The sequence below is a fragment of the Glutamicibacter sp. genome, assembly GCF_050701915.1.
Classification (GTDB): domain Bacteria; phylum Actinomycetota; class Actinomycetes; order Actinomycetales; family Micrococcaceae; genus Glutamicibacter.
In genome coordinates, this window is the sequence record NZ_JBOGEG010000022.1 from 33,251 (window position 1) to 58,389 (window position 25,139).

The window sequence follows — 25,139 nt, forward strand, 5'->3', positions numbered from 1 at the left end:
GCTTGTGGGAACTGCGGAAAACAAGCCTTGCTAGCGAGGGGATTGCATGAGTGGGTTCGCCATTGATTGGCCCGGCGCATCGCGTCGCGCTCAGCATGCTCATGAGCTTTTGGGGTCCAGTGGCGCCGGCGTTGCCGAGCTCCCGTTGCGGCGGGATGTGCGTGAATCCTGGAAGCGGTCCCTGGAGAATTCTGCTGATCTCCGGGTCCCGTCGGTACTGAGCGATGACCACCTGCGTCTCGCCCGTGAACGAAGTGAACTCCAGCGAATCTGGCCCGTTTTCGAAAAGCTCCTGGTCCCGGCTGCCGCGGATGCCAATCTCTTGGTGGCTCTTGCGGATGCTGGTGGAACCTTGCTGTGGGTAGCGGGTGGAAATGGCGCAATGAGCCAAGCCGAAGACGTGGGCTTCATGGCAGGTGCCGACTGGGCTGAAAAGAGTGTTGGCACATCAGCGCCGGGAATGGCGCTGGCGACGGGGACCGGCTCGCAGGTGTCCGGGGCTGAGCACCTCTACGAGCAAGCCCATCGCTACAGCTGCTCGGCGGTACCGATCCGTGATCCGCGCACGGGGCAAGTAATTGGCGCAATAGATCTGACCGGTGGCCCGGAAGCCATCGCCACGCACTCCCTGCCGCTGCTGCAGGCTGCGGTCATGGCTGCGGAAACGCAGCTGCTCTTGCCGGGTGCCGGAGTCGTCGCCGATCCCGACTACCTGGACTTGGGGCGCCCTGACGGGGCCCATCTGGGATCAGCGCCGATTTCCCTCCGCCATGCGGAGATCTTGACCCTTCTGGCGCATTACCGGGAGGGCCTGAGCACTGCCCAGCTGGTGGAAGAACTGTTCGAGCGTCCTGATGCTGCGGCCGAAGGCACGGTCCGTGCCGAAATAGTCAGGCTGCGCAAGGTGCTCGCGGGCTCAACTGGCCGCGCCTTGACTTCACGCCCGTACCGCCTTCAGTGGGACCTGCATACGACCATTGGCCGCCTATGGCGTGCGTTGGAACAGGGCGATCTTGATTCCGCCTTGCCGCTGTTCTCGCCGGGCCTGCTGGCCCGCTCCCAAGCGCCAGGCATCGTAGCGCTGCTGTACCGGACCGAAGCTGCGCTGCGTGAAATGGTGCTGGATCGAGGCACTGCGCATCAGTTGCTGAACCTGGGCCGCCAGTTGGCTGACCCCGCCCTCTTGCGTGCGGCCTTGGGCGAATTGCCTGCGCAATCGCCAGCCCGCTCACTTGTCGTCGCCGAAGTCCAGGCCCTGGAGAACTAGTGGCCCAATCCTCGATTCTCTTGCTGGCCAGCGGGAACTTGCCGATGCGGGCATCCGGGATCCCGTTGCAACCTGGCTGCAACCTTCGTGTGACTAGAGTCACAAGCAAGGTTCCGCGATGATGCCATCGCGGCCAGGACATCCGATAAAGGAGACGTGGAGCAATGGCGGTTTACGCAAACCCGAATACCGATGGAGCACTGGTCAATTTCAAGCCCCGCTACGAGAACTACATCGGCGGTGAATGGGTAGCCCCGGTCAAGGGCATGTACTTCGAGAACATCACCCCGGTCACCGGCAAGGTCTTCTGCGAGGTGGCCCGTTCCACTGCAGAAGACGTCGAAGTGGCGCTGGACGCGGCGCACGCGGCGGCCGGCGCCTGGGGCAAGACCAGCCCGGCCGAACGTGCGGTCATCCTGAACAAGATCGCAGACCGCATCGAGGAAAACCTCGAAATGCTCTCCGTGGCCGAGACCTGGGATAACGGCAAGGCGATCCGCGAGTGCCTGAACGCCGACCTCCCGCTGGCAGTGGACCACTTCCGCTACTTCGCCGGCGCCATCCGCGCCCAGGAAGGCAGCCTCTCCCAGCTCGATGAGGACACCACCGCCTACCATTACCACGAGCCGCTGGGCGTGGTCGGGCAGATCATCCCGTGGAACTTCCCGCTGCTCATGGCCGTCTGGAAGCTCGCCCCGGCCCTGGCGGCCGGCAACGCGATCGTCCTGAAGCCGGCCGAGCAGACCCCTGCCAGCATCCTGGTGCTCATGGAACTGATCGGCGATCTGCTTCCAGCTGGCGTGCTGAACGTGGTCAACGGCTTCGGCGTGGAATGCGGCAAGCCGCTGGCATCCAACAAGCGCATCCGCAAGATCGCCTTCACCGGCGAAACCACCACCGGCCGGCTGATCATGCAGTACGCGTCGGAGAACCTGATCCCGGTCACCCTGGAACTGGGCGGCAAGTCCCCGAACATCTTCTTCGAGGACATCGCAGCCAAGGATGACGCCTTCTACGACAAGGCGCAGGAAGGATTCACCCTGTTCGCGCTGAACCAGGGCGAAGTCTGCACCTGCCCATCGCGGGCGCTGATCCAGGAAAGCATCTACGACCGCTTCATGGGCGACGTGGTGGCCCGCACCAAGGCCATCAAGCAGGGCCACCCGCTGGATACCGAGACCATGATGGGTGCCCAGGCATCCAACGACCAGCTGGAGAAGATCCTCTCCTACATGGACATCGGCAAGTCCGAGGGTGCCAAGGTGCTGCTCGGCGGGGGACGCGCGGATCTGGGCGGAGAACTGTCCGGGGGCTACTACGTGCAGCCGACCATCTTCGAGGGCACCAACGACATGCGCATCTTCCAGGAGGAGATCTTCGGGCCGGTGGTCGCGGTGACCAAGTTCAAGGACTACGACGACGCGATCTCCATCGCCAACGACACCCTGTACGGATTGGGTTCGGGCGTGTGGAGCCGCAACGGCAACGTGGCCTACCGTGCCGGACGCGCCATCCAGGCAGGCCGCGTCTGGGTCAACCAGTACCACGCCTACCCGGCGCACTCGGCCTTCGGCGGCTATAAGTCCTCGGGCATCGGACGCGAGAACCACCTGATGATGCTGGACCACTACCAGCAGACCAAGAACCTGCTGGTTTCCTACTCGGAAGACAAGCTGGGCTTCTTCTAGGAGCAGTAGCTGCCACGAGCAGCATGAGATGACAACAGACCTCGAAGGTGCGGGGCCAGCCGGGACGGCGTCCGGGGATCGATTGGCCTCATCCCCCGCACGCCAGCCGGCTCCCCGCACCTTCGAATGCCATGCAAAGGACAAAGTACATGAGCAAGATGAAAGCTGCAATAGTTGAACGATTCGGCGAAGAGTTCCAGGTGAAGGACGCCGCGATCCCCGAACCCGGCCCCGGCCAGGTGCTGGTGAAGCTGATCGCCTCGGGCGTCTGCCACACCGACCTGCACGCCGCCGAGGGCGATTGGCCGGTCAAACCGAAGCTTCCGCTGATTCCCGGGCATGAAGGCGTGGGCATCGTGGAAAAGCTCGGGGAAGGAGTCACCGAGGTCGCGCTCGGGGACATGATCGGCAACGCGTGGCTGGCTAGCGCCTGCGGGCACTGCCAGTACTGCCGCACTGGCTGGGAGACGTTGTGCGAAGCCCAGTCCAATGGCGGGTATTCCGTGGACGGTTCCTTTGGCCAGTACATGCTGGTGGATTCCCGCTATGCCGCGCACATCCCGGAGGGCTCGGATCCCCATGAAATCGCGCCGGTGCTATGCGCGGGAGTGACTGTCTACAAGGGCCTGAAGATGACTGAGGTCAAGCCCGGCCAGTGGGTGGCTATTTCGGGTATCGGCGGACTGGGCCATATCGCGGTGCAGTACGCGGTGGCCATGGGCATGCGGGTGATCGCCATTGACGTGGCCGATGACAAGCTGGCGCTGGCCTCGAAGCATGGAGCGGAAATCACCGTCAATGCATTCGCCCAGGACCCGGCCGAGATCATCCAGCAGAAGGTTGGCGGAACGCATGGCGTGCTGGTCACGGCGGTGCATCCAAAGGCGTTCGGGCAAGCGATCGGCATGACCCGGCGCGGCGGTACGATCGTGTTCAACGGGCTGCCCGCCGGTGATTTCCCCGCACCGATTTTCGACATCGTGCTCAAGGGCCTGACCATCCGCGGATCGATCGTGGGAACAAGGCAGGACATGATCGAGGCGCTGGAATTCTATGCGGCAGGGAAGATCAAGCCGACCTTCCATACCCGCCCGCTGGAAGATATCAACGCCGTATTCGACGAAATGCGCCATGGCAAGATCGATGGGCGCGTTGTCATCGACTACGCCGGCAAGGCGTAGCCGGATCCGAAGCGGTTGATGGCACGGTACCGGATGCGGCTTTTCGAAGCGGCATCCGGTACCGGTGTCTTGGCCGCTCTGGCCGAGCGATGGACGGTGTGGCCCAAAAAGAGGACACTGGCCACAACGAGATAAATCCGGACGTGGAAAACGAGGCAGGAGCAGGCCATGGGCACCGTAACCGAAACGCGGGCATCAATCGAGGGAGAAGACTTCTCCCGGGTGGCTTTCACCCCCGGGGCCCTGGATCTGCTGCGCAAGCTGTGGGGGATCCACGGCCCGCTGATGTTCCACCAGTCCGGAGGCTGCTGCGACGGGTCCTCGCCGATGTGCTATCCGGCCGGCGAATTCCGCACCGGGGGATCGGACATCCGGCTCGGGGTGCTCGCCTTGGTCGACTCCGATGGCACCGCCCTGGGCGACATCGATTTCTGGATGTCCAAGGAGCAATTCGAATACTGGAAGCACACCAAGCTCACCGTTGACGTGGTCAACGGGCGGGGTTCCGGTTTCTCCGTCGAGGCCCCGGAGGGCAAGCGCTTCTTGATCCGCAGCGAGATCATCGAGTTCCCGGCTGGACAGGACCCCGACTAGGCTTGGCCTATGCGACTCTGGTCCCTGAACCCCTCATTGCTCGACGCCAAAGGGCTCGTTGCCTGCTGGCGCGAAACGCTGCTGGCGCAGAAGGTGCTCGCCGGCCAGACCAAGGGCTATACCGAGCACCCGCAGCTTCTCCGGTTCAAGGCGCAGCCCGCCCCGCTGGAGCATATGGGCGGCTACCTGCAGGGCTTGTGGGACGAAGCTGCTGCCCGGGGCTATCGCTTCGACGCCTCGAAGATCCTGCATCCGGCAGCCGTCGCGCAGCTGGAGAAGATCCCGGTCACCCAGGGGCAGGTGCACTTCGAACGCGAGCACCTGCTGCGCAAGCTCTCCGTCCGGGATCCCGCGCGCATCGCCCGCCTGGAACCGGCAGGGCAGGTGGCCCTGCATCCGCTGTTCGTGCAGGTCCCAGGGCCCGTGGAGACCTGGGAGAAGGATACGCTCGCCGGCGGATGAGCCGCTTGCCCGGCAAAGTCCTAGAGCAGCTCCGCGCGCAGCTGCGCGGGGGACTTGGGCGAGAGCAGTCCCGGGGCCACATCGTAAACGGTCTGCGCGCCGGTAATACCGCGCTGGTTCATCCGGAAGGCGGCCCGGGCGTAAGCCACCAGCACGCTGGAAGTGAATTCCGGGTTGGAGCCAAGGGCCAACGAATACTCGATGACCTGCTTCTGCTCGTCGCTGGTATTGCCCGAACGGATCACGAACCCGCCATGCGGCATATTCGAATGCTCGGCGGCCAAGGTCTGCTCGTCGATGAACTGCACCGTGGTGTCGTACTGGTCGAAGTAGTGCTCCATGGTCACGATGGCTTCGCGCACCGACTCCGGATCGGCACCGTCTTCGAGCACGACAAAGCATTCGCGCTGGTGCTTCTCGCGGGTGCTCAAGGAAGGGCGCTCGCCGGCCCGGACCCGGTCGATAGCCTCCTGGCTCGGGATGGTGTACTGCACGCCGGCGACGACGCCCGGGACGCGGCGGATCGCATCCGAATGCCCCTGGCTCAGCCCGCGGCCCCAGAAGGTGTAGGTTTCGCCGTCAGGCAGCAAGGCCTCCCCGAAGACCCGGTTGATCGAGAACATGCCCGGATCCCAGCCCACGGAGAGCAGCGCGGTCTTGCCAGCTGCCTTCGCCGGGCCGTCGATGGACGCGTAGTACTCGGGGATGCGGGCGTGGGTATCGAAGCTGTCCACGGTGTTGAACAGCGCCGCGAACTTCGGGCCCTGCTGCGGCAAGTCCGACTTCGAGCCGCCGCAAAGGATCAATACGTCGATCTGCGCGGCGTGCTTTTCCAGCTCATCGATGCCGAACCGCGGTGCCGGCTGAGCCAGCTGGAGGGCCTGCGGATCACGGCGGGTGTAGACGCCCGCCAGCTCCATATCCGGATTCTTGGCGATCGCGGCTTGGACGCCGCGTCCCAGATTTCCATAGCCAGCAATACCGATGCGGATCTTTGAAGTCATGCCTGCCGTTTCCTTGGGGGAGTGAAGTTTGCTCAGCCGCGGATGGGCTAAATACTTCGGATTATGCCAACGAATCCCGGGGCAGTGAAACCCTTGACCCTCTATGACCCCGGCCTAGCCGAACAGGCGCTTGAAGAAGCCCTTCTTCGGTTCGGCTTCGTGGCCTTGGCAGCGGTCCTTATTGGGGACATTGCGCATAGTTGCTTCAACGTGCTGGCCGCAGCCAGCCCACGTGGTCTTCTGGCAGATCTTGCATTGAACCTGGCGGCACATAATTTTTTCCTTTTCGTCAGTAATCAGGACAGGGAGAGGAAGAGCTTTTCGAGTTCTTCGACGCTCAGGCCGTCTTCTTCCTCGGAAGCCTTCTCGGGATCGGCGATGCAGTACTGCATCGCGGTGGAGACAATGGCGAATCCGGCGCGGTCCAGCGCGGTGGAGACGGCGGCCAGCTGAGTGACTACCTCTTTGCACGAACCATCGGTTTCCACGGCGTTGATCACCGCATCAAGCTGGCCTCGGGCACGCTTAAGGCGGTTGAGGATCCGCTTGCGGGTCGCTTCGTCAGCAGTACGCATCAATTTCTCCTTGGTACGGGTAGCGGGTTAGTCGTCTTCTGCAATTTCGGCATCCAGGTGTTTGAGTTGGACGAGCAACTGCTCCATAGCGCCAGAGCTCAACGCTCCGGGTTTTGAATGTACAAGTATCCCATCCTTGAACGCCATGAGCGTCGGTATGGATGCAATCCGGGCTGCCTGCGCCAAATCCGGCTGGGTTTCGGTATTCACCTTGGCGAAGGCGATTTCAGGATGCGCCGCGGATGCTTCGTCGAAAATCGGGGCAAAGCCGCGGCAAGGACCGCACCAAGGCGCCCAGAAATCCACGAGCACCAGCCGGTTCCTTGCGATGAACCCAGCGAAGTTCGAAGCTGACAATTCAAGCGGCTTCATCGGGTTTCTCCTTTCAGAACGAGCGGGCAGCGCGCCCCCATCGCCGGAATTTTGTTGCACAGCAGCACCAATGCGCCCGCGAGGGCTGCAACCGCAACTACGACCAGCCCGCCGGGAGCCGGCAGTTCCTGGCTGAGCACGAACACGCCCATGGCCAAGACGAAGTAGCCGAAACCCTTGCGCAAAGCGCGTTCGTCGATCCTGCGCGAAAGCCGTGCGCCGATCAACGAACCGAGGATCGCGGTGGTCGCCAGCCCTGCGGCCAGCGGCCAATCCAGTGCAACTGAATTCAACTGCCCGGCCAGGCCAGTGATCGAATTCAGGGTGATCACCAGCAGGGAGGTGCCCACCGCCTGTTGCATGGACAGCCCGGCCAGCAAAGCCAGTGCAGGGACGAGCAGGAAACCGCCCCCGGCACCGACCAGGCCGGTGACCATGCCAATGCCCAAGCCGACCGGGGCGGACAGCCACAACGGCTGTGTTGCGCTGCCAGTGTTTTTCCGTCCGCGGATCATCCCGCGGGCACTGGCCAGCATGATGATCGCGAAACCGAGCATCAGCAGCTGGGCAGGGATCCCGCTGGCCAGCAGCCCGCCGCCAAAGGCGCCAAGCATGCTGGTGGCCGCGAAGACCATCCCCTGTTTCCAACGCACATTGGCCTTGCGGGCATGCGGGATCAGGCTCGCTGCCGAGGTCGCACCGACCACCAGCAGGGAGGTGGCGATCGCTTCCTTGGCGGGCAACCCGGCTACATAGCTGAGCAGGGGAACCATCAGGATTGAACCGCCGCCGCCGAACAGTCCCAGGGACAGCCCGACGATGCTTGCTAGTGCAAGGGCCAGAACCAGCAGCGGTCCGAACTCCATGGCTTACTTCTTCACTTTGTTCCAGGGCATCTTGCCCAGGAAGCTGATCATCGGGCAGGAATCCCGCAGGGCCGAGAACACCAGTCCGCCACCGATGGCCGCCGAAAGATAGGCGAACTTCGGGGAGATGAACTTGGCTCCGAGCAGCCCGGCGAGCACCACGGAACCTGCGGTCATGCGCATCTGGCGGTCCAGCGCCCAACGCTGCACGCCGCGCACCATGATGCCACCGGCATTTTCGTAGGCGGTGACGCCACCAAGCAGCACCGTGCTGTGCTCGATCTTCTGCTCCTGCAGGGCACGCTGCGCTTTGGCGGCGCGATTGCCACTGTGGCAGATCAGTACCGGCTTGCCTGGAATCTTGGCGAGCACCTCGGTGGCGTTGACGGTGAATTCTTCCAGCGGCACATTGTACGAGCCGGAAATGTGGAGGGTTTCGAATTCGCCCGCGGTGCGCACGTCGATCAAGGCGAGGTCCGCGTCGGGGGCTTTCACCAGGCATTTAAGTGCTTCGGCGTCCATGGTGGTCAAAGGGGTAGTCATTGAATGCAGTTCAGCTTTCGTTGCAGGGGTGGCTAGCTGGCGAAGGAGGACCAGCCGAGGTAGCTGCCTTCAAGCTCGACGACGTTGTAGCCGGCATCGCGCAGGGCGCTGGCGGCCACGGCATTGCGCATGCCGCTTTGGCAGTAGGTGACGATGGTGCCGCTGGCGGGCAGCTGATCGAGATTCCACAGCACCCGACCGCCGGACAGCTGCTTGGCGCCCGGGATATGCCCGGCGGTGAACTCGGTCTTGTTGCGTACATCCAGCAGCATCTCGTACTCGAAATCGGCCAGCTGTGCCGGGGTGATCGACTTCGGCTTCACCGTTGGCAGGCCTTCCAAGCTGGTGGTGAAACCCTTGACCGCGTCGATGCCCACGCGCATTAGGTGGGCGCGGATCGTCGCGGCGTGTTCGCCGGTCTCGGCCAGCACGATCAGGGCGCGTTGGTCCTTTTCCGGATCGTAGGCCCAGGCGCCGAAGCTGGCGGTCTTCGCCGTACCCGGGATGGACAGCGCGCCGGGAACGGTGCCTGCGGCGATCTGGGTGTGCCCACGGGTATCGACGAACACCGAGACCCCCGCCTCCAGCTGCTGGAGGAGCTGCTGGACGGGTATTTCAGCTAGGGGGTCGAGCTGGCCCAGGATGGCTGGGCCCAGGCGGTTCTGCCGCTTCATGCGGCCGAAGTAGGCGTGGGCGTCAGGCTGGCCGTTGAGCAGTTCGGCGATGAAGCCGTCCTGGTCGTCGTTGGCCAGGTAGGTGCTCCACCAGGCGAACTCGCGTTCGTAGCCCAACGTGGTGGAAGGGACCGCGCCCAGCGCTTTGCCGCAGGCGCTGCCCGAGCCGTGGCCTGGATGCACCTGTATGTAATCGGGCAATTCTGCCAGGGTTTTCTTCAGCGAAGCAAAGAGATCGCGGGCGCCTTCGAAGCGGGTATCGACGCCGCCGGCGGCCTCGTCCAGCAAATCCGGACGGCCTAGGTCGCCGGCGAAGATGAAGTCGCCGGAGAGCAGGTAGCCAGGGTCTTGGCTGAAGGCTCCGTCGGTGATGGCGTAAGCCAGGTGCTCCGGGGTGTGGCCCGGGGTGTGGCGGGCGGCGATGCGCAGGTTGCCCAGCGTGATGATATCGCCATCCATCAAACGTTCTGCCTCGAATCCGTACTGCCAATCTTTGCCGCCCTCGCCTGAAACGTAGCTGGTGGCGCCGGTGGCGGCGGCCAGTTCGCGGGTTCCGGAAAGGTAGTCGGCGTGGATGTGGGTTTCAGCGACGGCCGTGATGCGCATGCCGTGCTTGGCAGCCAGGGCAAGGTAGTCGGCGATGTCGCGGCGCGCGTCGACCACGAGAGCTTCGCCTTTGGCCTGGCAGCCGATGAAGTAGCTGGCCTGCGCGAGATCTTCGTCGTAGAGGCGTTCAAGCAGCATGGTTGGTTCCTTTCAAGGTGGATTGGAACCAGCCTAAACTATACCCCCGGGGGTATGTCAAAAATACGGGTGGGGGTATATTCAGGGGCCCGCAAAGCCGCTAGGCGGGAAAGGTGTTTTTATGCCCGGGTGAAAGTGCGCAGCCAGCCGGTTAGCCGCAGCTGCTCCGCGGGGTCCAAGGTTGCCAATAGCTGCAGGGTGCCGTCGTCTGCGGGGCGCAGAATACCCAGGTGATCGGCTGGAACATCGGACATCGCCTCGCCAGCCGGGGAATCGGGCGATGCGCTCGCCGCCCTGGAGATGAAGACCGCGTCGGGTGAACCGTTCCAACCCTCGAGGATCGAGATGGTGCCTTCCAGCAGGCGCAGGGCCTCGTGCGCGTGGATCCATGCGGTGGCATCTTTGGCAGCCAGCTCGAACCCGGCTTCGGGAACAATCTTGCGCAGGCCCGTGGCCAGGACGCGCGCTTTCGCGCTGAGCCCCTCGGCCTGGAAGGCAGCTACCGCATCCAGTCGCTGAGTCATGCGCGCGAAGTCCTGCTCAATGCTTTTCCTGCTTGCGAAAATGCCCATGCTCCTATCTTCGCCTACCTTGGGAAAGGCTGTCGAGGTGCTCGGCCAATCGGGTGCTGGCGCGGGAGAGGTGCTGGGCCAAAACCTCTGCCGCGCCCTGGGCATCGCCGGCGGCGATGCATTCGAGCAGGCGTTCATGTTCGCTGGCGATATCCGCGGTGTTCAGCAGCGTTGCATCCTGGACGTGGGTCATGCACAGGCGGATCTCATCGCTGAGCTGGCCGTAGATTGCGCTGGTACGCGTCGAATCCAGGGCCTGGACCAGTGCGGAGTGGAAGCGGACATCCGGATCGACGATCTGGATCGGGGAAGCATCGCGCAGTGCGGTGATTTCGGCATTGGCCTCACGTGCAGCTTCCGGGACCTGTCCGGTGCTGGCCAGCAGCCGCACGGCCTCTGCTTCGATGATGGCGCGGGTGCGGTAGATGTCGCGGGCGTCGGCGGATGAGAGCAGCGTGACTTTCGCGCTCTGATGCGCGTTGCGCGTCAGCAGGCCGCTGGCAACGAGGTTCTCCAGCGCGGCCTTGGCGGTTGGCCGGGCCACTTCATAGTGCGCGGCGACGTCCACTTCGCCCAGCGGGGTGCCGGGGGACAGTTCCCCGCTGAAAATCCGGGCACGCAGTGACTTGATGACGGCCTGAACCACGGAAACCACACCTAAACGGGCCGCCATCAGGGTCCTTTCGAGCCGCGGAAAATTTACCTAACAAGTATCCCATGAATAGTACTACTATGGCTTGTGTACTTGTAAGACAATTTTCGTATTCGGCAAGCGCCGCTTGCCAACTGCACAGGAGCGCACCATGGCATTGAGCACGCCAGCACTCGGAGAAACGACGGTTTCATCCGGCATCCTCGATCTGGTCGGCGACCAGGATCGCGTCAAGACCCGATCCATCGACCGCGTTGCCTACGCCTCGGATGCCTCGCACTACCTGTACACGCCGCAAGCTGTCGTGCTGGCCAAGGACGCCGCGGAAGTCTCCGCGCTGCTGGCTGCGGCCGCGCGCGGCAACCAGCCGATCACCCTGCGCTCGGGCGGCACCTCGCTGGCCGGGCAAGCCAGCGGCGATGGACTGATGATTGATGTGCGCCGCAACTTCCGCGGCATCACCGTGCTCGATAACGGAGCGCGCGTGCGCGTGCAGCCCGGTGCCACCGTCCGCCAGGTCAACGCGCGCCTGGCCGTCTACGGCAGCAAGCTGGGGCCGGATCCGGCCAGCGAGGCGGCCTGCACCATCGGAGGCGTGATCGCGAACAACTCCTCGGGGATGGCCTGCGGCACCGAGTTCAACACCTACCGCACCCTGGAATCCATGACTTTCGTGCTCCCCTCGGGCACCATGATCGACACCGCGGATCCGCAGGCCGACCGCAAGCTGGCCGCCGCTGAACCGCAACTGGTCGCCACGCTGGACAAGCTGGGCCAGCGCGTGCGCAGCAACCCGGCCTCGGTCGCCAAGATCGAGAAGCACTTCGCGCTGAAGAACACCATGGGCTACGGCATCAATGCCTTCCTGGACTACGACACCCCGGCAGAGCTGATGGCCCACCTGATCATCGGCTCCGAGGGCACCCTGGCTTTCGTCGCCGAGGCCGTCTTCCGCACCGTGCCGATCCGCAAGCTGGCCATCGCCACCTTGGCCGTCTTCGATAGCCTGGATCTGGCCACCCGGGCGCTGCCTGAACTCGTGGATTCCGGCGCGGCCACCCTGGAGCTGATGGATTCCACCTCGCTGCGCGTGGGCCAGTCGCTGCCCGGCGTGCCCGATGCCATCATGGGCTTCGACGTCGACCAGCAGGCCGCCTTGCTGGTCGAATACCATGCGGACACCGAAGAGGAACTGGCCGGGCTGCGCTCCGCCGGCCAGTCGCTGCTCGACGCATCGGCATTGCGCGCCCCCGCGGTGCTGTCCCCAGATGCGAAGAACCGCCAGGCCGCGTGGAAGTTCCGCAAGGGCCTGTATGCTTCGGTAGCCGGTGCCCGCGCCACAGGCACCACCGCGCTGCTCGAGGACGTCGTGGTCCCGGTAGAGTCCCTGGCCGAAACCTGCGACAGCCTGCAGGAGCTGTTCACCGAGTACGGCTACGCGGATTCGGTGATCTTCGGCCACGCCAAGGACGGCAACATCCACTTCATGCTCACCGACCGTTTCGAAGGCGATGCGGCGTTGAACCGGTACAACTCCTTCAACGACAAGATGGTCCAGCTGATTCTGGACAAGGACGGCAACCTCAAGGCGGAGCACGGCACCGGCCGCGCCATGGCGCCGTTCGTGCGCGCGCAGTACGGCGATGAGCTCTACGAGGTGCACCTGGAGCTGAAAGCCGCCTGCGACCCGCGCCTGATGATGAACCCCGGGGTGATCATCGACGAAGACCACGCCGCGCACATCCGCAACATCAAGCTCAACGAGACCATCGAGATCGAGGCCGACCACTGCGTGGAATGCGGCTATTGCGAGCCGGTCTGCCCGTCCAAGGACCTGACCTTGACCCCGCGCCAGCGCATCGTCGTGCGCCGGGCCATCGCCAAGGCCGAGGCCGAGGGCAACGCCGAGCTGGCGGCCGAACTGGAGCGCGACTACGAATACAACGGCGTGCAGACCTGTGCCGTGGACGGCATGTGCGTCACCGCCTGCCCGGTGGGCATCAACACCGGCCTGCTGGTCAAGCGCCTGCGCCGCGAAGACGCGCACCCGGTGCTGGAAGCGGGCTTCAAGGCCGCGGCCAAGGGCTGGGGCGGCGCCACCCGCGTCGGTTCGCTGGCCCTGAGCGTCGCCGACAAATTCCCGGCTTCCCTGGTCCGCGGCGCCACCGATGCTGCGCGCAAGGTGATCAGCACCGACACCATGCCGCGCTACGACGCCGATCTGCCCGGAGGCGGCAAGGCGCGCAAGCCCATGGCCGGCAACTTGGGCGCAGCCGGCACCGAGCCGCTGGCCATCTACCTGCCAGCCTGCGTGAACTCGATGTTCGGCCCGGCCGGCGACGGGGAAGGCGTTGCCCCGGCATTCACCAAGCTGCTGCACGCTGCTGGTGTCTCGGTTTACGTCCCCGAGGGCATCGAATCCACCTGCTGCGGTACCCCCTGGACTTCCAAGGGCTACGAACAGGGCCACGAGGTCATGGGCCAGCGGGTGCTGGAAGAAGTCCGTGCGGCCATGCCGGGCAAGAACCTGCCGATCATCTCGGATGCCTCCAGCTGCACGGAAGGCTTTGCGCATACCCTGGCCGAGCACGGCTACGAAGTCGTTGACCTACTGGCGTTCGCTTCGCAGCACCTCCTGGACAAGCTGCCAGCGCTCCAGAAGATTTCCTCGGTCACCTTGCATCCAACCTGCTCATCCACGCAGATGGGCCTGAACCCGGACATGCAGAAGATCGCAGAGGCTGTGGCAGAAACCGTGAATACCCCGGTGAACTGGGGCTGCTGCGGTTTTGCCGGTGACCGCGGCATGCTGCATCCAGAGCTGACCGAGTCGGCTACCGCTCGAGAGGCCGCCGAGGTCCGTGAACTGGATGCGCAGGAACACGCTTCGTGCAACCGCACCTGTGAACTGGGCATGACCCGTGCGACGGGCAAGGAGTACCGCCACATCGTTGAACTGCTGGCAGAAGCCGCCAGCAAGTAGATTCCGGAACCAAGCCGCCTGGGAGGCAACTTCCAGGCGGCTTTGCCATATCCTTCTGCCCGAAGCCAGCGGCTTGGAGCGGATTGCGAGCCAAGAAAGTGCGCAATAGTTGCTCGCCGCCTATCAGGCGGCGACACATTCGGGGTCATCAGGTGGCCTCAGCCGTTCTTTGAGTTTCTGCAGCCAGGTTCCGTCGCGCATCAGTTGCGGGAACGGCTTGTGCGCGTACCCGGTGGCTGGCGGTGCGGTGGATTTGTAGGACATGGCCGAGCCGGGGCAGATCATGATGGAATGCCCGTTGCCGTAGGTCGTGTATTCGTACCATCCGGCGGCTTGCTTGGCCTTGTTGCAGGCCGCGCAGCGGCCATCGCCGTTGAAGACCGTGGTCTTGCCGCCGCGGGCGTATTGCTTGACGTGGTCTATTTCTTCCACGATGCCGTCGCAGAACGGGGTGCGGCAGTGCCGGTCGCGCACGGCGATGAACTTCTTGAGCTTCTCCGGGAAGAGCCGTGCCTTGGAGTCCATGGAGATCAGTTCCTGGTCGCCCGGCGCGGTGTAGAAGCGGGCGAGTTCGGTGCGCACTTCGATTTGCTCGATGTTTTCGCGGGTGAGTTTCGCTTCCATCTGCTCGAAAGTCAGATCGTTGGGGATCTGGTGCCCGCCGATCCATTCACGCACGCTCTGGGCAGGGATGTAGCCGTAGCCTTCCAATAGCGCTGGTTCGCGTTCCCCGGCGAACAGGGCCCGGTCGGTCATGATCACCCCGATGTTCAGGGCGACGGGCATTTTAGAGGGCTCGCCGATCATCATGTAGCTGAACAGCAAATCGGCGCGGATCTGGGTGCGGGTGCGCGGGTCGCCTTTCTTGCGCAGGGTCTTGGATTCCTCGTCCAGATAGCGCTTGAGGCACATTCCGGGCAGCAAGGGGTATTCGCCGCGGATCTTGATGCAGCCGTGCTTCTGGTCGATTTCCAGGGTGAGGTTGCGTTGTTCCTCGATGGTTTTCTGCTTGATGGATTCCGGGTCGGAGGTGTAGGAAAGGACGAACTTGCGCACGGTTTGAGTGATTTGGCGGGTGCCCATGGAGTCGAACATGTCGGGGTTCTGGGCAAAGTACTGGTCGAATTCGGTGCGGCGCTGGGCTCTGAGGTCCTGGAGCGGGGTCAAGATGGCCTGGGTTTGCGCTTCGGTGAATTCTCCGCGGGAGCAGGCGGCGGCCAGGTGAGGTGTGTCTTCGAAGAGGATGCGGCAGTTGACCAAGTAGTTGCGCATGCCGTGCGGGGATTGCTTGCGGGCCAAGGCGACGCAGGCGGCGGCGCCGCGGGTTTGGTCATCCATGTGGACGCCGCGTTCCTCGTGGTCGCGCACGAAGCTCTTCTCGATCTGGTGGGAGAGGCAGGCCTGCCGGTAGCGGATGTAGGAGGCTAGTGCTTCGAGGCCTTCGATGGCGTGGGCGCATTCGGCTTTGGTGCCGTGTTCTTCGAGCTGGACGAGGTCGTCGTTCAGCTGGTCCAGATGCAGGTCGAAGGGCTCTTGCGGTGCTGGTGGCGTGAGGCTGTTTCCGTGCGCCTTTGCTTCGGACATGTTCTAATTATACTTCGCTAATTCGAATATGTCTTCTAGTATTGTGGAAAACCTCGGCGGTTTTCGATGTGCGTAGAGAGGATTGGGACGCCTGCGGAGCGGGCGGCAGTCGGCGATTTGTGCATAATTATGCATCCCTGATAATGAAATCCATCTCAAAAGCAGAATGCCGTCCGACACGAAAATACGCTTAAAGTCCAAGAAGGGACCGCAATTAGCGAGATCCCATCGGATATCTGAAAAATCTGGGTCCGCTGGATCATGACATGATATTCCAGTTCTGAACTTCCACGCGCAGCGCCCGGCCACATCCTAGGCTGGGGCGAGGCGGCAATACCATTCCCATTGAGGATCCGCGATGAACCACAAACCGTCCGTGAGCTCCAGCCCAGCTGCCATGCTGGGTGCGCAGCTGCGCCGCCGCAAGTCGATAACGAATATGATCGCCGAAGCGGAAACCAATGCAGGAGCAGGCCAGCTGCGCCGCACCCTGGGCATGTGGCAGCTGACCATGATCAGCGTCGGCGCCACCATGGGCACCGGCATCCTGGTGATCCTCGGCGATACCGTGCCGATCGCCGGTCCGGCCATCTGGATCTCGTTCGTGATCGCGGGCATCACCGCGCTGCTTTCGGCAGTGTCCTATGCCGAAATGGCCGGCATGGTTCCGGTTTCCGGCTCCAGCTATTCCTATTCCTACGCAACCATGGGCGAAGGCATCGCCTGGATCTGCGGCTGGTGCCTGGTGCTCGAATACGCGGTGTCGGTGGCCGCGGTGGCCGTGGGCTCGGGCCAGTACGTGAATGAAACGTTGCGCACCTTCGGCATGGAACTGCCCGAGCTGCTGGCTGGCGGCCCAGCCGAAGGCGGAGTGGTGAACCTGCCGGCATTGATCGTCGTCGCGCTGGCTACCTTGCTGCTGGTACGCGGGGCGCGCGAATCGGCCATCGTGAACTCGATCGTCGTGGCCATCAAGGCCGGCATCCTGGTCTTCTTCTCGGTCGTCGCCTTCAGTGCCTTCAACGCCGGCAACTTCGAGCCGCTGCTGCCAATGGGCGCCGCCGGCGTCACCGCGGCGGCATCGAGCGTGTTCTTCTCCTATATCGGCTTCGATGCCGCCTCGACGGCCGGCGAGGAAGCCAAGAACCCGAAGCGCGACCTGCCCCGGGCGATCATGCTCTCCATGCTGATCGTGACCATCAGCTACGTGCTGGTGGCCGTTTCGGCGATCGGCGCGCGCGAATGGAACTGGTTCGAAGGCGCGCAGGCGCCGCTGGTGCAGATCATCGGCGAACTGACCGGGCAGCCGGTTTTCGTGCTGGTCTTCGCGGTAGCTGCCGTGCTGGCGATCGCCTCGGTGGTGCTGACCGTGCTCTACGGCCAGACCCGCATCCTGCTGGCCATGTCGCGCGACGGGCTGGTGCCGCCGGTATTCGGCAAGGTGTCGGCCCGCACCGGTACCCCGGTAGCCGGCACCTGGATCACCGGCATCCTGGTGGCGGTCACTGCCGGGTTCATCCCGCTGGGCGCGCTGGCCGACGCCACCAGCATCGGCACGCTCTTCGCCTTCGCGCTGGTGGGCGCCTCGGTGATCTACCTGCGCAAGACCCAGCCCAAGGCCGAGCGCACCTTCCGCGTGCCGCTGTACCCGATCACCCCGATCCTGGGCATCTTCGCATGCCTGTTCCTGATGAGCCAGCTGGGCTGGCACACCTGGCTGGTGTTCATCATCTGGATGATCGCCGGCGCCGCAACCTACCTGGGCTACGGCCGGCGCCGTTCGCGCCTGGGCCAGATGACCGCGCAGGACTACGCGGCCAGCCACGAAAACGAGAAGTAGTCGCACCCGCCACGCAGCAAGCAGGCGGGACCCGGCATGCCGGGTCCCGCCCTGTTTAATTACTTGCCCTGGTAACTGAGCCCGAAGCCGTAGTCGAAGAGCGCTCCGTCAGCGGTTTCGCCGTAGCCGGGCAGGTCGCTGAACTGCTCGGTGATCGTTTCGCGCAGGCCGCTGGCCTCGTCCATGACGAATGCATGGCCGATCGCACCGGGCACTTCATGCCCGTCGAGCTGCTTAAATCGCAGTTCGAAGCACTTGACCAGCTGCAGGCCGATGAACGCGGGGTGGTGCTGGATATTGCGGCCTCGCCGGAGCAGCTAGTGAACCACGCCGCCGCGTGGTTGGCCAACGGCTAGGCAGGTTCCGCGAAGCTGGGGGAGGATACGGTTTTTCTGTATCGCCCCCATCTCTGGCGCCTAGATTTCGCAGGTTTCGGCGGGCACGTTGCGGACCAATCCGCGCTCGGCCATCAGCGTGCTGATGAGCAGAATGGCGGCGGCCGCGTTCCAGGGAACATACGGCAAATAGCCCCGGGGTGGCAGGTCGGAAAGCAGCCATCGGGTCACCAGGAACGTGGCCAATCCCAGCGCAAGCGAAATGGCGAATGCGATGCTGCGGTGCTTCTTGGAGACGCCCTGCCATGCGGGGATAGATCCATCGGCAGGCGCTTCAGAGGTGATTCCCAAGTACTTCAGCATGCGATCCTTCTCAATAATGTCCGATAGTTGTCTTATAAAAACCAAGTCAAATTGTTGTTGTTTCGATAGTATCGAATCTGAACATTGCTGCATATGGTACTTTCGGATGACACTCCGGCCTGGCATCCCCAGCCCGGGCCGAAACTTTTGGCCTCGTGCGCGGTGTTCAGGCCGCGGTGGCGCAACTCGGCGCCCGGTGCAGCCAAGCGCGGCAGGACCGAGGCGCACGACGAGGCACGCTGCGCGATTGCCCTGCGCGCAGCGTTAATGGGAAGGGGCGTGAGCGGCCTAGCGCCAAGCGCGGTTCCTGCCTTATCATCAGTGAGTCAGGAACGTAGCTCCAGCTGGTTCCGGCGCTCTCAAAAGGGGCGATACCCGTTGCGGCCCAGCAACCGGTAACGGCAGACATATATGGAATTTCTTCAGCACGATTTCTTGAAAAGAGTCCATAATGTCTAGCGTTTCAGCTGCCATTGCCCATGCCCTTAAGCCGCTGTCCCCGCGGATCTTCGGATTGATGGGCAACGGCAACGCCCACTTCCTCGACGCCGCAGTGCGTGCCGGCTTCGACTACACCGCCGTACGCCACGAATCGGCCGCCGTTTCGGCAGCCGACGCGTACTTCCGCATCGCCAACAAGCTGGCCATCGCCTCGACCACTTACGGTGCCGGCTACACCAATACCATCACCGCCCTGGCTGAAGCAGCCGCGGCGCGAACCCCCCTGCTGTTCGTCACCGGCGACGCGCCAACTTCGGGCCTGCGTGGCTGGGACGTCGACCAGGCCGCAATCGATACAGCAGTGCGAGCACCCCGCTACGTCGTTGACCGCAACAACCCGGGTGCCACCGCTCTGGAGGCGGCCGCCCATGCGCTGCGCGAACGGATGCCGGTCGTTTTGGCTATTCCTTATGATCTGGCCGCGGCGGATTCCCTCGAAAAGCAGCTGCCGGATTTCGCATCCCTGCGCAGCACCCCTCCGGCGCCGCAGCTGAACTCCACCCAACTGGAGCAGATCGCCGAAAAGCTCAACGCCTCGCAACGCACCCATATCCTCTATGGCCGTGGCGCGATTGACGCCGCAGGGCAGGTCCAGTCGCTGGCGCGGAAGCTGGACGCCACCACCTCGGGCACGCTGCTGGCCCGCGACCTGCTGGACTACGAGTTCGATTTGGGCATCACCGGCGGTTTCTCCACCGAGGCCAACGCCCAGATCATCGCGCAGGCCGATACGGTGCTGGTACTCGGCGCCTCGCTGAACCAGTTCACCATGCGTTTTGGCGATCTGGTTGCGGCGGACGCCACCCTGATCCAGATCGACCTGGGGTGCGCCGCCACCAACCCGCGCGTGGACTATTTCGCCACCGCCGATGCGGCACTGGCCGCCGCGGACCTGCTCGGTGCGGTGGAGCAGGCGCAGGGTGGATGGCGTTCATCCCTGGACCTGTCTGGCCTGCGCGCCCGTCCGGCCGGTGACGAACAGGCCGCCGACGGGCAGCTTGATCCGCGCCGCGTGGCCAGCGAACTGGAGAAGATCCTGCCGGCCAATCGCGTGCTGGTACAAGACGGCGGCCACTTCATTGGCTGGGGACCTATGTACTGGTCGACCTCCGGTGCGCGCTCCTTGAGCTGTGTGGGTACCGCGTACCAGTCCATCGGCCTGGGCATTGCCTCCATGGTGGGCGCAGCACCTGCGGCCGAGGGGCGCACGATCGTGCTGGCCGCCGGCGACGGTGGCTTCCTGATGGGCCTGGCGGACCTCGAATCGATCGTGCGCACCGTGGAAAGTGGCGTAATCGTCATCTATAACGACTCCGCGTACGGAGCGGAAATCCACCAGTACGGATCCGTCGGCCTGCACGAAGACCCGATGCTGATCCCTACCGTCGATTTCTCCTCCATTGCCAACGCCATGGGAGCCACTGGAATCCGCGTTGACACGCTCGAAGACCTCACCGGGGTCCAGCAATGGGTTGATGCCGGAGCCCGTGGCGTGTGCCTGGTGGATGCCCGTGTGTCGACGCATGTGCGTGCTCCCTATATGGAAGAAGTCCTTTCCGCGAACAAGAAGGCCGCCGCGGCTGCGGCATTACAATCCGGTAAAGGTGCTGGAAAGCGGTAGCCGAACGTCGTAGGGTGGTTGAGTGCGCAAGTTATTAGTAGGAACAGCAAGTCTGGGTTTAGGGGCACTTTTGATCTTCCCCGCAACCGGCGCTTTTGCTGCACCCACTGGAGCCGGCGACTCAACAGGTGCCAGTGCCGCCCAACTTTCCGAGACCTCGCTTCGCGTGGCAACCATCCAGGCAAACCTCAGCGGCGAAACCCCTGAAGAGCTGCCCGCAAATCTGATGCGCGGATCCGACCGCCAGGCAGCCCAGGTTGCGGACAAGATCAGCAGCGCCAATGCAGACGTGGTGGTGCTGACCGATATGGACGCCACCCAGGACGCGGTTGATGCACTGAATGACCAGTATCTGAACAATCCCGATGATGCCCGCGCCGATGTGGAATACGAGTATTCCTACCTGGCCGTGGGATCCAAGGGCCTGCAAAGCGGTGCCGATCTGAACGCTGACGGCGTGATCGGCAGCGCTGAGGATGCTTGGGGCCAGGCCGCATTTGCCGAGCAGGGTTCGATTGTCGTGCTATCGAAGTACCCGATCGCGCAAGACCAGGTCACCAGCGTTTCCCAGCTCAAGTGGCAAGACGTTGCCCACGACATGATGCACCACACCGACTTCTCTGGTGTGCTGGCCGCTTCCAGTCCGGTGATGAGCACCGGACTGTGGGACATTCCCATCCAATACCGTGGCGAGCCGGTGCATATTCTCGCGACCCAAACCCAGCCGGATGCGCAGGACCAAGAATTCGCCAAGGCGCGCCAGGTTGATGAGCTGAAGGTTGTCAACGGCTACCTGGCCGGCGAGGACTACGTGCGCACCGATGAGGGCGAGCAAGCTGAAGGCGTGGGCGAAGACCGTTTTGTCATCGCCGGTGCGCTGGGCCTGCAGGAGAACGCGGCAGATCGCGTGGAACCGTTCCTCAAGGGGCTCAAGCGCGCGAACGCCTTGAATGATTCCGGCAGCTACCTGGTCCCAAGCGAAACCTGGCAGGTATTGGGCCAGGGCCGCATCCAGGAGCATAAGCCAAGCGGATCCCAGCCTTTGCCGGGAACGGTGCCGGACTTGGTGAAAGAATCGAGCCCGCTGATCTGGACCGATATCCAGTTCTAGGCGCCAAGCAAACCCCGCAGATACGGATTGAGGAATCGCCCCTCCGGATCGGCAGTTTGGCGCACCCTCGTGAAATCGCTGAATTTCGGGTAGAGCTGCGCCAAGTCCGCTGCTTGCAGGGTATGTTCCTTGCCCCAATGCGGCCGGCCGCCCAAAGAACGGAAGATCTCTTCCATGGCCGAAAAGTATCCCGGAGCCTTATCGCGAATATAGCGGTGCACGGCAATGTACGCAGTCTGCCTGCCGCTGGCGGTACCCAGCCAGGTGGAATCTTCGGCCGCGATACGCACCTCGACAGGGAAGAAAACTCCAACTCCCGAACGCTTGAAGTACGTTCGCACCTTCGCGAAGGCTTCATCGAAGTCAGCTAGCGGCAGCGCATATTCCATTTCGGTGAAACGCACCCGTCGCGCACTGGTGAAGGCTTCATTCCATGGCGCGATGCTGCTGCGCTCCGGCAGGGCCGCGCAAGCCACCTCATTCAATTTGGCCGTGGTCCTGGGGACCGCCGCGCTCACCGAGCTGAGCAGCTGCAATGCGCCATTGGAAAGCAGTTCGTCGTTCAGCCAGCGGGCCACCGCATGCGGTTGATCGGCAGGGACCTGGCCGTCGAGCCGTGTATTGATCTTCACCTGGGCTTTGCTGGTGCCCGGGAACCAGAAGAATTCCAGATGGTCTTCTTGCCGTGCACGATCCACGAAGCTTTCGGCGATCTGCCCGATGGGCTCGATGACTTGAGCCGCACGCATCATGTAGTAGGGGACGCACCGCAGCCGGACGTGGGTGAGCACCCCAAGTGCACCCAGCCCGAGCCGGGACGCCTCGAATAATCCGGTATTCTCTTGCGAATTGGCGCGCAGATGGGTGCCATCGGCCAGCATGATCTGCACTCCGGTGACCGTTCCGCTGAATCCGCTGAATTTCAGGCCTGTGCCGTGGGTGCCGGTGCTGACTGCTCCAGCGACCGACTGCTTGTCGATATCTCCCATATTCTCCAACGCGAGGTTGAAGGGCCTGAGCAGGGCGGGGATTTGCCAGAGCCGGGTTCCGGCACGGAACGTCACCTCGTGGGTGCGAGCGTCGACTTCTTCGATTCCGCGGAAGCCATCCAGATTCAGCAAGAACCCGTCGGTATCTACCAGCGGAGTGAAGGAATGGCCTGCGCCGACGGTGCGCACCGGCTGTTTCTGGTCGGCGGCCTGCTCCAGGCTCTGGGCTAATTCTTCGATGCTGCGCGGAGAATGGATAGCTGCTGGGTGCGAGACTACGGTGCGCGCAAAATTCCTGAAGGCACTCACAGGAATGCTTTCCCTTCTCCACGGTAGGTAGGCCACTGTTCGATGATCCTGCCTTTGGAGTACACCGCCGCCTTATTAACCCGTTCGGCCGGTTCGCCGGCCTTGGCATGGCGCAGCCACACGGTATCGCCAATGGCAATGCGGTGCGCCGAGGGGCCGGTGAGCGGAGTCTGCACTTCGCCGGCTCCTTCCATTGCCAGATAATGCAGCTTCTTGGGATGTTCGATGGTGGGCAAGCGGTCCTTGCCGGCTGGCCCCGATGCGGCCCAGCCACCGCCAAGGATGGTGACCGTCCGCTCATCGGGACGGCGGACTACCGGGAATCCCAGGTACAGGGAAGGGGTGGGACGGAATGCGCGGTAGGAATCGAAGAGCGCGGGCGCGAACAAGCCTGAGCCCGCGGCGATTTCGGTTACCGCTGGTTCTTGGATAGTGCTTTCTACCGAACCGGTGCCTCCGGCATTCACAAAACGCAGGTCGCCCAGCTCTCGTACCAATTCCACGGTTTCGGCTCGGCGTTCCGCCAGTTCGGCAGCGCTGGCTTGGCGCAGCTTGCGGGCGAGCAGTGCCTTGGGACTGAAACCTCCATCGGGGACCGAAGCGATTTGGGATTCGTAGCCCATCAGCCCGTCCAAGATGAAGTTGCGGCGGCGGTGCACCTGGGCGGCCAGCTCGGCGACCTGTTCCGGCCGGGTCAGCGGGGAACGCGCGGCGCCAATACGGAGGTTGCTGCTGGGGTAATAGGCAGCATCCAGTTCCAGGGCGACCTTCAGCGGCCGGTGCTCCGGTGCGATCCTGTCGATCAAATCCAATTGCTCTTCGGTATCCACCATGAGGGTTACTTCTTCGCGTGCCTGTTCGCTGGCGGCCCACCGGCTGATCGCTTCAGCATCGGTCTGCGGGTAGGCAACGACCAAGTCCTTCAAGCCATGGCTGGCCAGCCATAAAGCTTCGGCCAGGGTGAAGCAGAGAACGCCGCGGAAGCCGGGCTCATTGAGGGCCCGTTCCAGTGCCTTGCGTACACGCAGGGATTTGGACGCGATGCGAATCGGCACACCACCGGCACGTTCGCGTAGGGCGATCACGTTGGAATCGAAGGCATCGAGATCGAGCAGCGCGACCGGATGCTCCGAGATCCCGGCGCCTTTCAACGCTTGGTTATACCGTTTGGCCTGAGCGTTCTTCATAGGCCAACTCTTGCACCAGCGTCGAGGAGTTTCAAGGAATTTTTCAAGACGCTTGCTTGAACGTGGAAAGCCCAAGGTAACTCTCAGGGTCTTGCGGTTAAGCTGGAGCCATCATGAAAAACGATCCGATTTCAATGACTTTGATTGGCAAAGATGGAAAGCCGCGCTCCGGCGTACAGGATGCCATCATGAAGGGCATCGGCGTGCAGCGCCCGCTGGTGCTTGCTTACATCAAGAGGTTGCGCAAAAAGCATCCCGAAGCCACTACGGCCGAGCTGGCAGCTATTGTCGAGCGCGATTACCTGCGCGTAGTTACCGGTACCGGTGCAGCCGTGGGCGGAACCGCAGCCGTTCCTGCTGTTGGTACAGGTATCGCCCTGGGCCTTTCCATAGCTGCGACTCTGGGCTTCCTGGAAGCCTCGGCGCTATATGCCCAAAGCTTGGCAGAGCTGCACGGTATAGCCATCGACGATCCGGATCGTTCACGAGTTCTGGTTATGGGCATCATGATGGGCGATGAGGGCAGCTCGATGATTGCCGGATTGACTTCCCAAGCCGCAGGCCGCGGTGGGGGCCCGATCCAGGGATGGGCTAAGTCCTTCGGAGCCAGCAAGTCCACGAGCATCTACTCTGCAATGCAGCGCACCATGCAGAAGAAGTTCCTGCGCAAGATCATCGGCACCCAAGCGGCCAGCACCATGGGCCGCTTGGTCCCGTTTGGTGTTGGCGCGGCCATCGGTGGGGTAGGCAATCGATATATGGCCAAGCGCGTGATCGAGAATGCTGCAGTTGCCTTCGCCGGCATTCCGACGGTGGCTCCAAGCTCGCTGCCCCTTGATGACCCTAGAGTCATTGACGCTGAGATCGTCGAAGACTAGCTGAATAGCGGTAGCCGACCACCTACGTGGTCGGCTACCGCCTTTTAAGACGACTTTTATACGCTTTACGGAGTTTTACGCGCGCCGATCCGCAAGAACTCGGGCTTTAATCAGCGATCCGGAATTAAGTGGGCACGGTCACCGTCAAAAATACCCTGCCGATTTGCAGTGCCCCGAAAACCTGTGTATAGTTTTTCCTTGTCGCCGAGAACAAAACGGAAGAAATAACCGGATGTGAAACGGC

25 protein-coding genes are annotated in these 25,139 nt (G+C 63.1%); 11 read left to right on the forward strand and 14 right to left on the reverse strand.

Going from position 1 to position 25,139, the window contains the following annotated elements; all coding sequences use genetic code 11:
* Positions 1–46: 46 nt before the first annotated feature.
* The 5 genes from ACRDT3_RS13005 to ACRDT3_RS13025 all read left to right on the forward strand — a co-directional run bounded on the left by ACRDT3_RS13005 (position 47) and on the right by ACRDT3_RS13025 (position 5,192).
* A complete protein-coding gene (locus ACRDT3_RS13005) occupies positions 47–1,267 on the forward strand; it encodes a GAF domain-containing protein (protein ID WP_431493376.1) in 1,221 nt (406 codons plus the stop codon).
* A gap of 164 nt (positions 1,268–1,431) precedes the next feature.
* The gene (gene adh / locus ACRDT3_RS13010; RefSeq protein ID WP_431493377.1) at positions 1,432–2,955 is read left to right on the forward strand and encodes an aldehyde dehydrogenase; all 1,524 of its coding nucleotides are present in this window, start codon (positions 1,432–1,434) and stop codon (positions 2,953–2,955) included.
* 149 nt (positions 2,956–3,104) lie between these two features.
* A complete protein-coding gene (gene adhP / locus ACRDT3_RS13015) occupies positions 3,105–4,136 on the forward strand; it encodes an alcohol dehydrogenase AdhP (RefSeq protein ID WP_431493378.1) in 1,032 nt (343 codons plus the stop codon).
* A gap of 168 nt (positions 4,137–4,304) precedes the next feature.
* Entirely contained in the window at positions 4,305–4,730 is a 426-nt protein-coding gene (locus ACRDT3_RS13020) for a DUF779 domain-containing protein (RefSeq protein WP_431493379.1), read from the forward strand.
* Positions 4,731–4,739: 9 nt separating this feature from the next.
* Positions 4,740–5,192, forward strand: coding sequence for a pyrimidine dimer DNA glycosylase/endonuclease V (locus ACRDT3_RS13025; protein ID WP_431493380.1), 453 nt, complete (start codon positions 4,740–4,742; stop codon positions 5,190–5,192).
* Between the two features lie 20 nt (positions 5,193–5,212).
* Here ACRDT3_RS13025 and ACRDT3_RS13030 read toward each other — a convergent pair whose 3' ends face one another.
* The 9 genes from ACRDT3_RS13030 to ACRDT3_RS13070 form a co-directional block, all read right to left on the reverse strand.
* On the reverse strand, positions 5,213–6,196 hold the full coding sequence (locus ACRDT3_RS13030) for a diaminopimelate dehydrogenase (RefSeq protein WP_431493381.1): 984 nt from the start codon (positions 6,194–6,196) through the stop codon (positions 5,213–5,215).
* A gap of 114 nt (positions 6,197–6,310) precedes the next feature.
* On the reverse strand, positions 6,311–6,469 hold the full coding sequence (locus tag ACRDT3_RS13035; protein ID WP_166650877.1) for a hypothetical protein: 159 nt from the start codon (positions 6,467–6,469) through the stop codon (positions 6,311–6,313).
* 23 nt (positions 6,470–6,492) lie between these two features.
* Positions 6,493–6,771, reverse strand: coding sequence for a metal-sensitive transcriptional regulator (locus ACRDT3_RS13040; RefSeq protein ID WP_105658980.1), 279 nt, complete (start codon positions 6,769–6,771; stop codon positions 6,493–6,495).
* A gap of 27 nt (positions 6,772–6,798) precedes the next feature.
* A complete protein-coding gene (gene trxA / locus ACRDT3_RS13045; RefSeq protein WP_105658979.1) occupies positions 6,799–7,143 on the reverse strand; it encodes a thioredoxin in 345 nt (114 codons plus the stop codon).
* Positions 7,140–8,009 (reverse strand): sulfite exporter TauE/SafE family protein, encoded by an 870-nt coding sequence (locus ACRDT3_RS13050; protein ID WP_431493382.1) that lies wholly within the window; start codon positions 8,007–8,009, stop codon positions 7,140–7,142. The genes trxA and ACRDT3_RS13050 overlap by 4 nt, the downstream gene beginning before the upstream one ends.
* A 3-nt stretch (positions 8,010–8,012) precedes the next feature.
* Entirely contained in the window at positions 8,013–8,552 is a 540-nt protein-coding gene (locus ACRDT3_RS13055; RefSeq protein WP_431493383.1) for a rhodanese-like domain-containing protein, read from the reverse strand.
* 32 nt (positions 8,553–8,584) lie between these two features.
* The gene (locus tag ACRDT3_RS13060; RefSeq protein WP_431493384.1) at positions 8,585–9,970 is read right to left on the reverse strand and encodes a rhodanese-like domain-containing protein; all 1,386 of its coding nucleotides are present in this window, start codon (positions 9,968–9,970) and stop codon (positions 8,585–8,587) included.
* 119 nt (positions 9,971–10,089) lie between these two features.
* Positions 10,090–10,542 (reverse strand): hypothetical protein, encoded by a 453-nt coding sequence (locus ACRDT3_RS13065; protein ID WP_431493385.1) that lies wholly within the window; start codon positions 10,540–10,542, stop codon positions 10,090–10,092.
* 4 nt (positions 10,543–10,546) lie between these two features.
* Positions 10,547–11,215: a GntR family transcriptional regulator gene (locus tag ACRDT3_RS13070; protein WP_431493386.1), complete on the reverse strand. Its 669-nt coding sequence runs from the start codon at positions 11,213–11,215 to the stop codon at positions 10,547–10,549.
* A 130-nt stretch (positions 11,216–11,345) separates the two neighbouring features.
* On the opposite strand from ACRDT3_RS13070, the gene ACRDT3_RS13075 reads away from it, so the two are divergent.
* Positions 11,346–14,177, forward strand: coding sequence for an FAD-binding and (Fe-S)-binding domain-containing protein (locus ACRDT3_RS13075; RefSeq protein WP_431493387.1), 2,832 nt, complete (start codon positions 11,346–11,348; stop codon positions 14,175–14,177).
* Positions 14,178–14,300: 123 nt separating this feature from the next.
* Here ACRDT3_RS13075 and ACRDT3_RS13080 read toward each other — a convergent pair whose 3' ends face one another.
* Positions 14,301–15,761 (reverse strand): HNH endonuclease, encoded by a 1,461-nt coding sequence (locus ACRDT3_RS13080; protein WP_431493388.1) that lies wholly within the window; start codon positions 15,759–15,761, stop codon positions 14,301–14,303.
* Positions 15,762–16,119: 358 nt separating this feature from the next.
* Between ACRDT3_RS13080 and ACRDT3_RS13085 the strand changes: the two genes are divergently transcribed.
* Positions 16,120–17,601, forward strand: coding sequence for an amino acid permease (locus ACRDT3_RS13085; protein ID WP_431493389.1), 1,482 nt, complete (start codon positions 16,120–16,122; stop codon positions 17,599–17,601).
* Positions 17,602–17,660: 59 nt separating this feature from the next.
* On the opposite strand, the gene ACRDT3_RS13090 is transcribed toward ACRDT3_RS13085, so the two are convergent.
* Positions 17,661–17,786, reverse strand: coding sequence for a hypothetical protein (locus tag ACRDT3_RS13090; RefSeq protein WP_431493390.1), 126 nt, complete (start codon positions 17,784–17,786; stop codon positions 17,661–17,663).
* A 9-nt stretch (positions 17,787–17,795) separates the two neighbouring features.
* On the opposite strand from ACRDT3_RS13090, the gene ACRDT3_RS13095 reads away from it, so the two are divergent.
* Positions 17,796–17,957, forward strand: coding sequence for a hypothetical protein (locus tag ACRDT3_RS13095; RefSeq protein ID WP_431493391.1), 162 nt, complete (start codon positions 17,796–17,798; stop codon positions 17,955–17,957).
* Between the two features lie 60 nt (positions 17,958–18,017).
* On the opposite strand, the gene ACRDT3_RS13100 is transcribed toward ACRDT3_RS13095, so the two are convergent.
* Positions 18,018–18,299 carry a hypothetical protein gene (locus ACRDT3_RS13100; protein WP_431493392.1) on the reverse strand — a complete coding sequence of 94 codons (282 nt, stop codon included), beginning with the start codon at positions 18,297–18,299 and terminating at the stop codon, positions 18,018–18,020.
* A gap of 451 nt (positions 18,300–18,750) precedes the next feature.
* Between ACRDT3_RS13100 and ACRDT3_RS13105 the strand changes: the two genes are divergently transcribed.
* Together ACRDT3_RS13105 and ACRDT3_RS13110 are read left to right on the forward strand one after the other, a co-directional pair.
* The gene (locus ACRDT3_RS13105; RefSeq protein WP_431493393.1) at positions 18,751–20,421 is read left to right on the forward strand and encodes a thiamine pyrophosphate-binding protein; all 1,671 of its coding nucleotides are present in this window, start codon (positions 18,751–18,753) and stop codon (positions 20,419–20,421) included.
* A 70-nt stretch (positions 20,422–20,491) separates the two neighbouring features.
* The gene (locus ACRDT3_RS13110) at positions 20,492–21,532 is read left to right on the forward strand and encodes an endonuclease/exonuclease/phosphatase family protein (protein ID WP_431493394.1); all 1,041 of its coding nucleotides are present in this window, start codon (positions 20,492–20,494) and stop codon (positions 21,530–21,532) included.
* Here ACRDT3_RS13110 and ACRDT3_RS13115 read toward each other — a convergent pair.
* Complete coding sequence (locus ACRDT3_RS13115; RefSeq protein WP_431493395.1) at positions 21,529–22,830, reverse strand: D-arabinono-1,4-lactone oxidase; 1,302 nt, start codon at positions 22,828–22,830, stop codon at positions 21,529–21,531. The genes ACRDT3_RS13110 and ACRDT3_RS13115 overlap by 4 nt on opposite strands.
* Positions 22,827–24,017, reverse strand: a complete 1,191-nt coding sequence (locus ACRDT3_RS13120) for an alanine racemase (RefSeq protein WP_431493396.1) — start codon at positions 24,015–24,017, stop codon at positions 22,827–22,829. The genes ACRDT3_RS13115 and ACRDT3_RS13120 overlap by 4 nt, the downstream gene beginning before the upstream one ends.
* 113 nt (positions 24,018–24,130) lie before the next feature.
* Here ACRDT3_RS13120 and ACRDT3_RS13125 point away from each other — a divergent pair, with 113 nt between their 5' ends.
* Positions 24,131–24,895 carry a hypothetical protein gene (locus ACRDT3_RS13125; RefSeq protein WP_431493397.1) on the forward strand — a complete coding sequence of 255 codons (765 nt, stop codon included), beginning with the start codon at positions 24,131–24,133 and terminating at the stop codon, positions 24,893–24,895.
* Positions 24,896–25,139 lie beyond the last annotated feature (244 nt).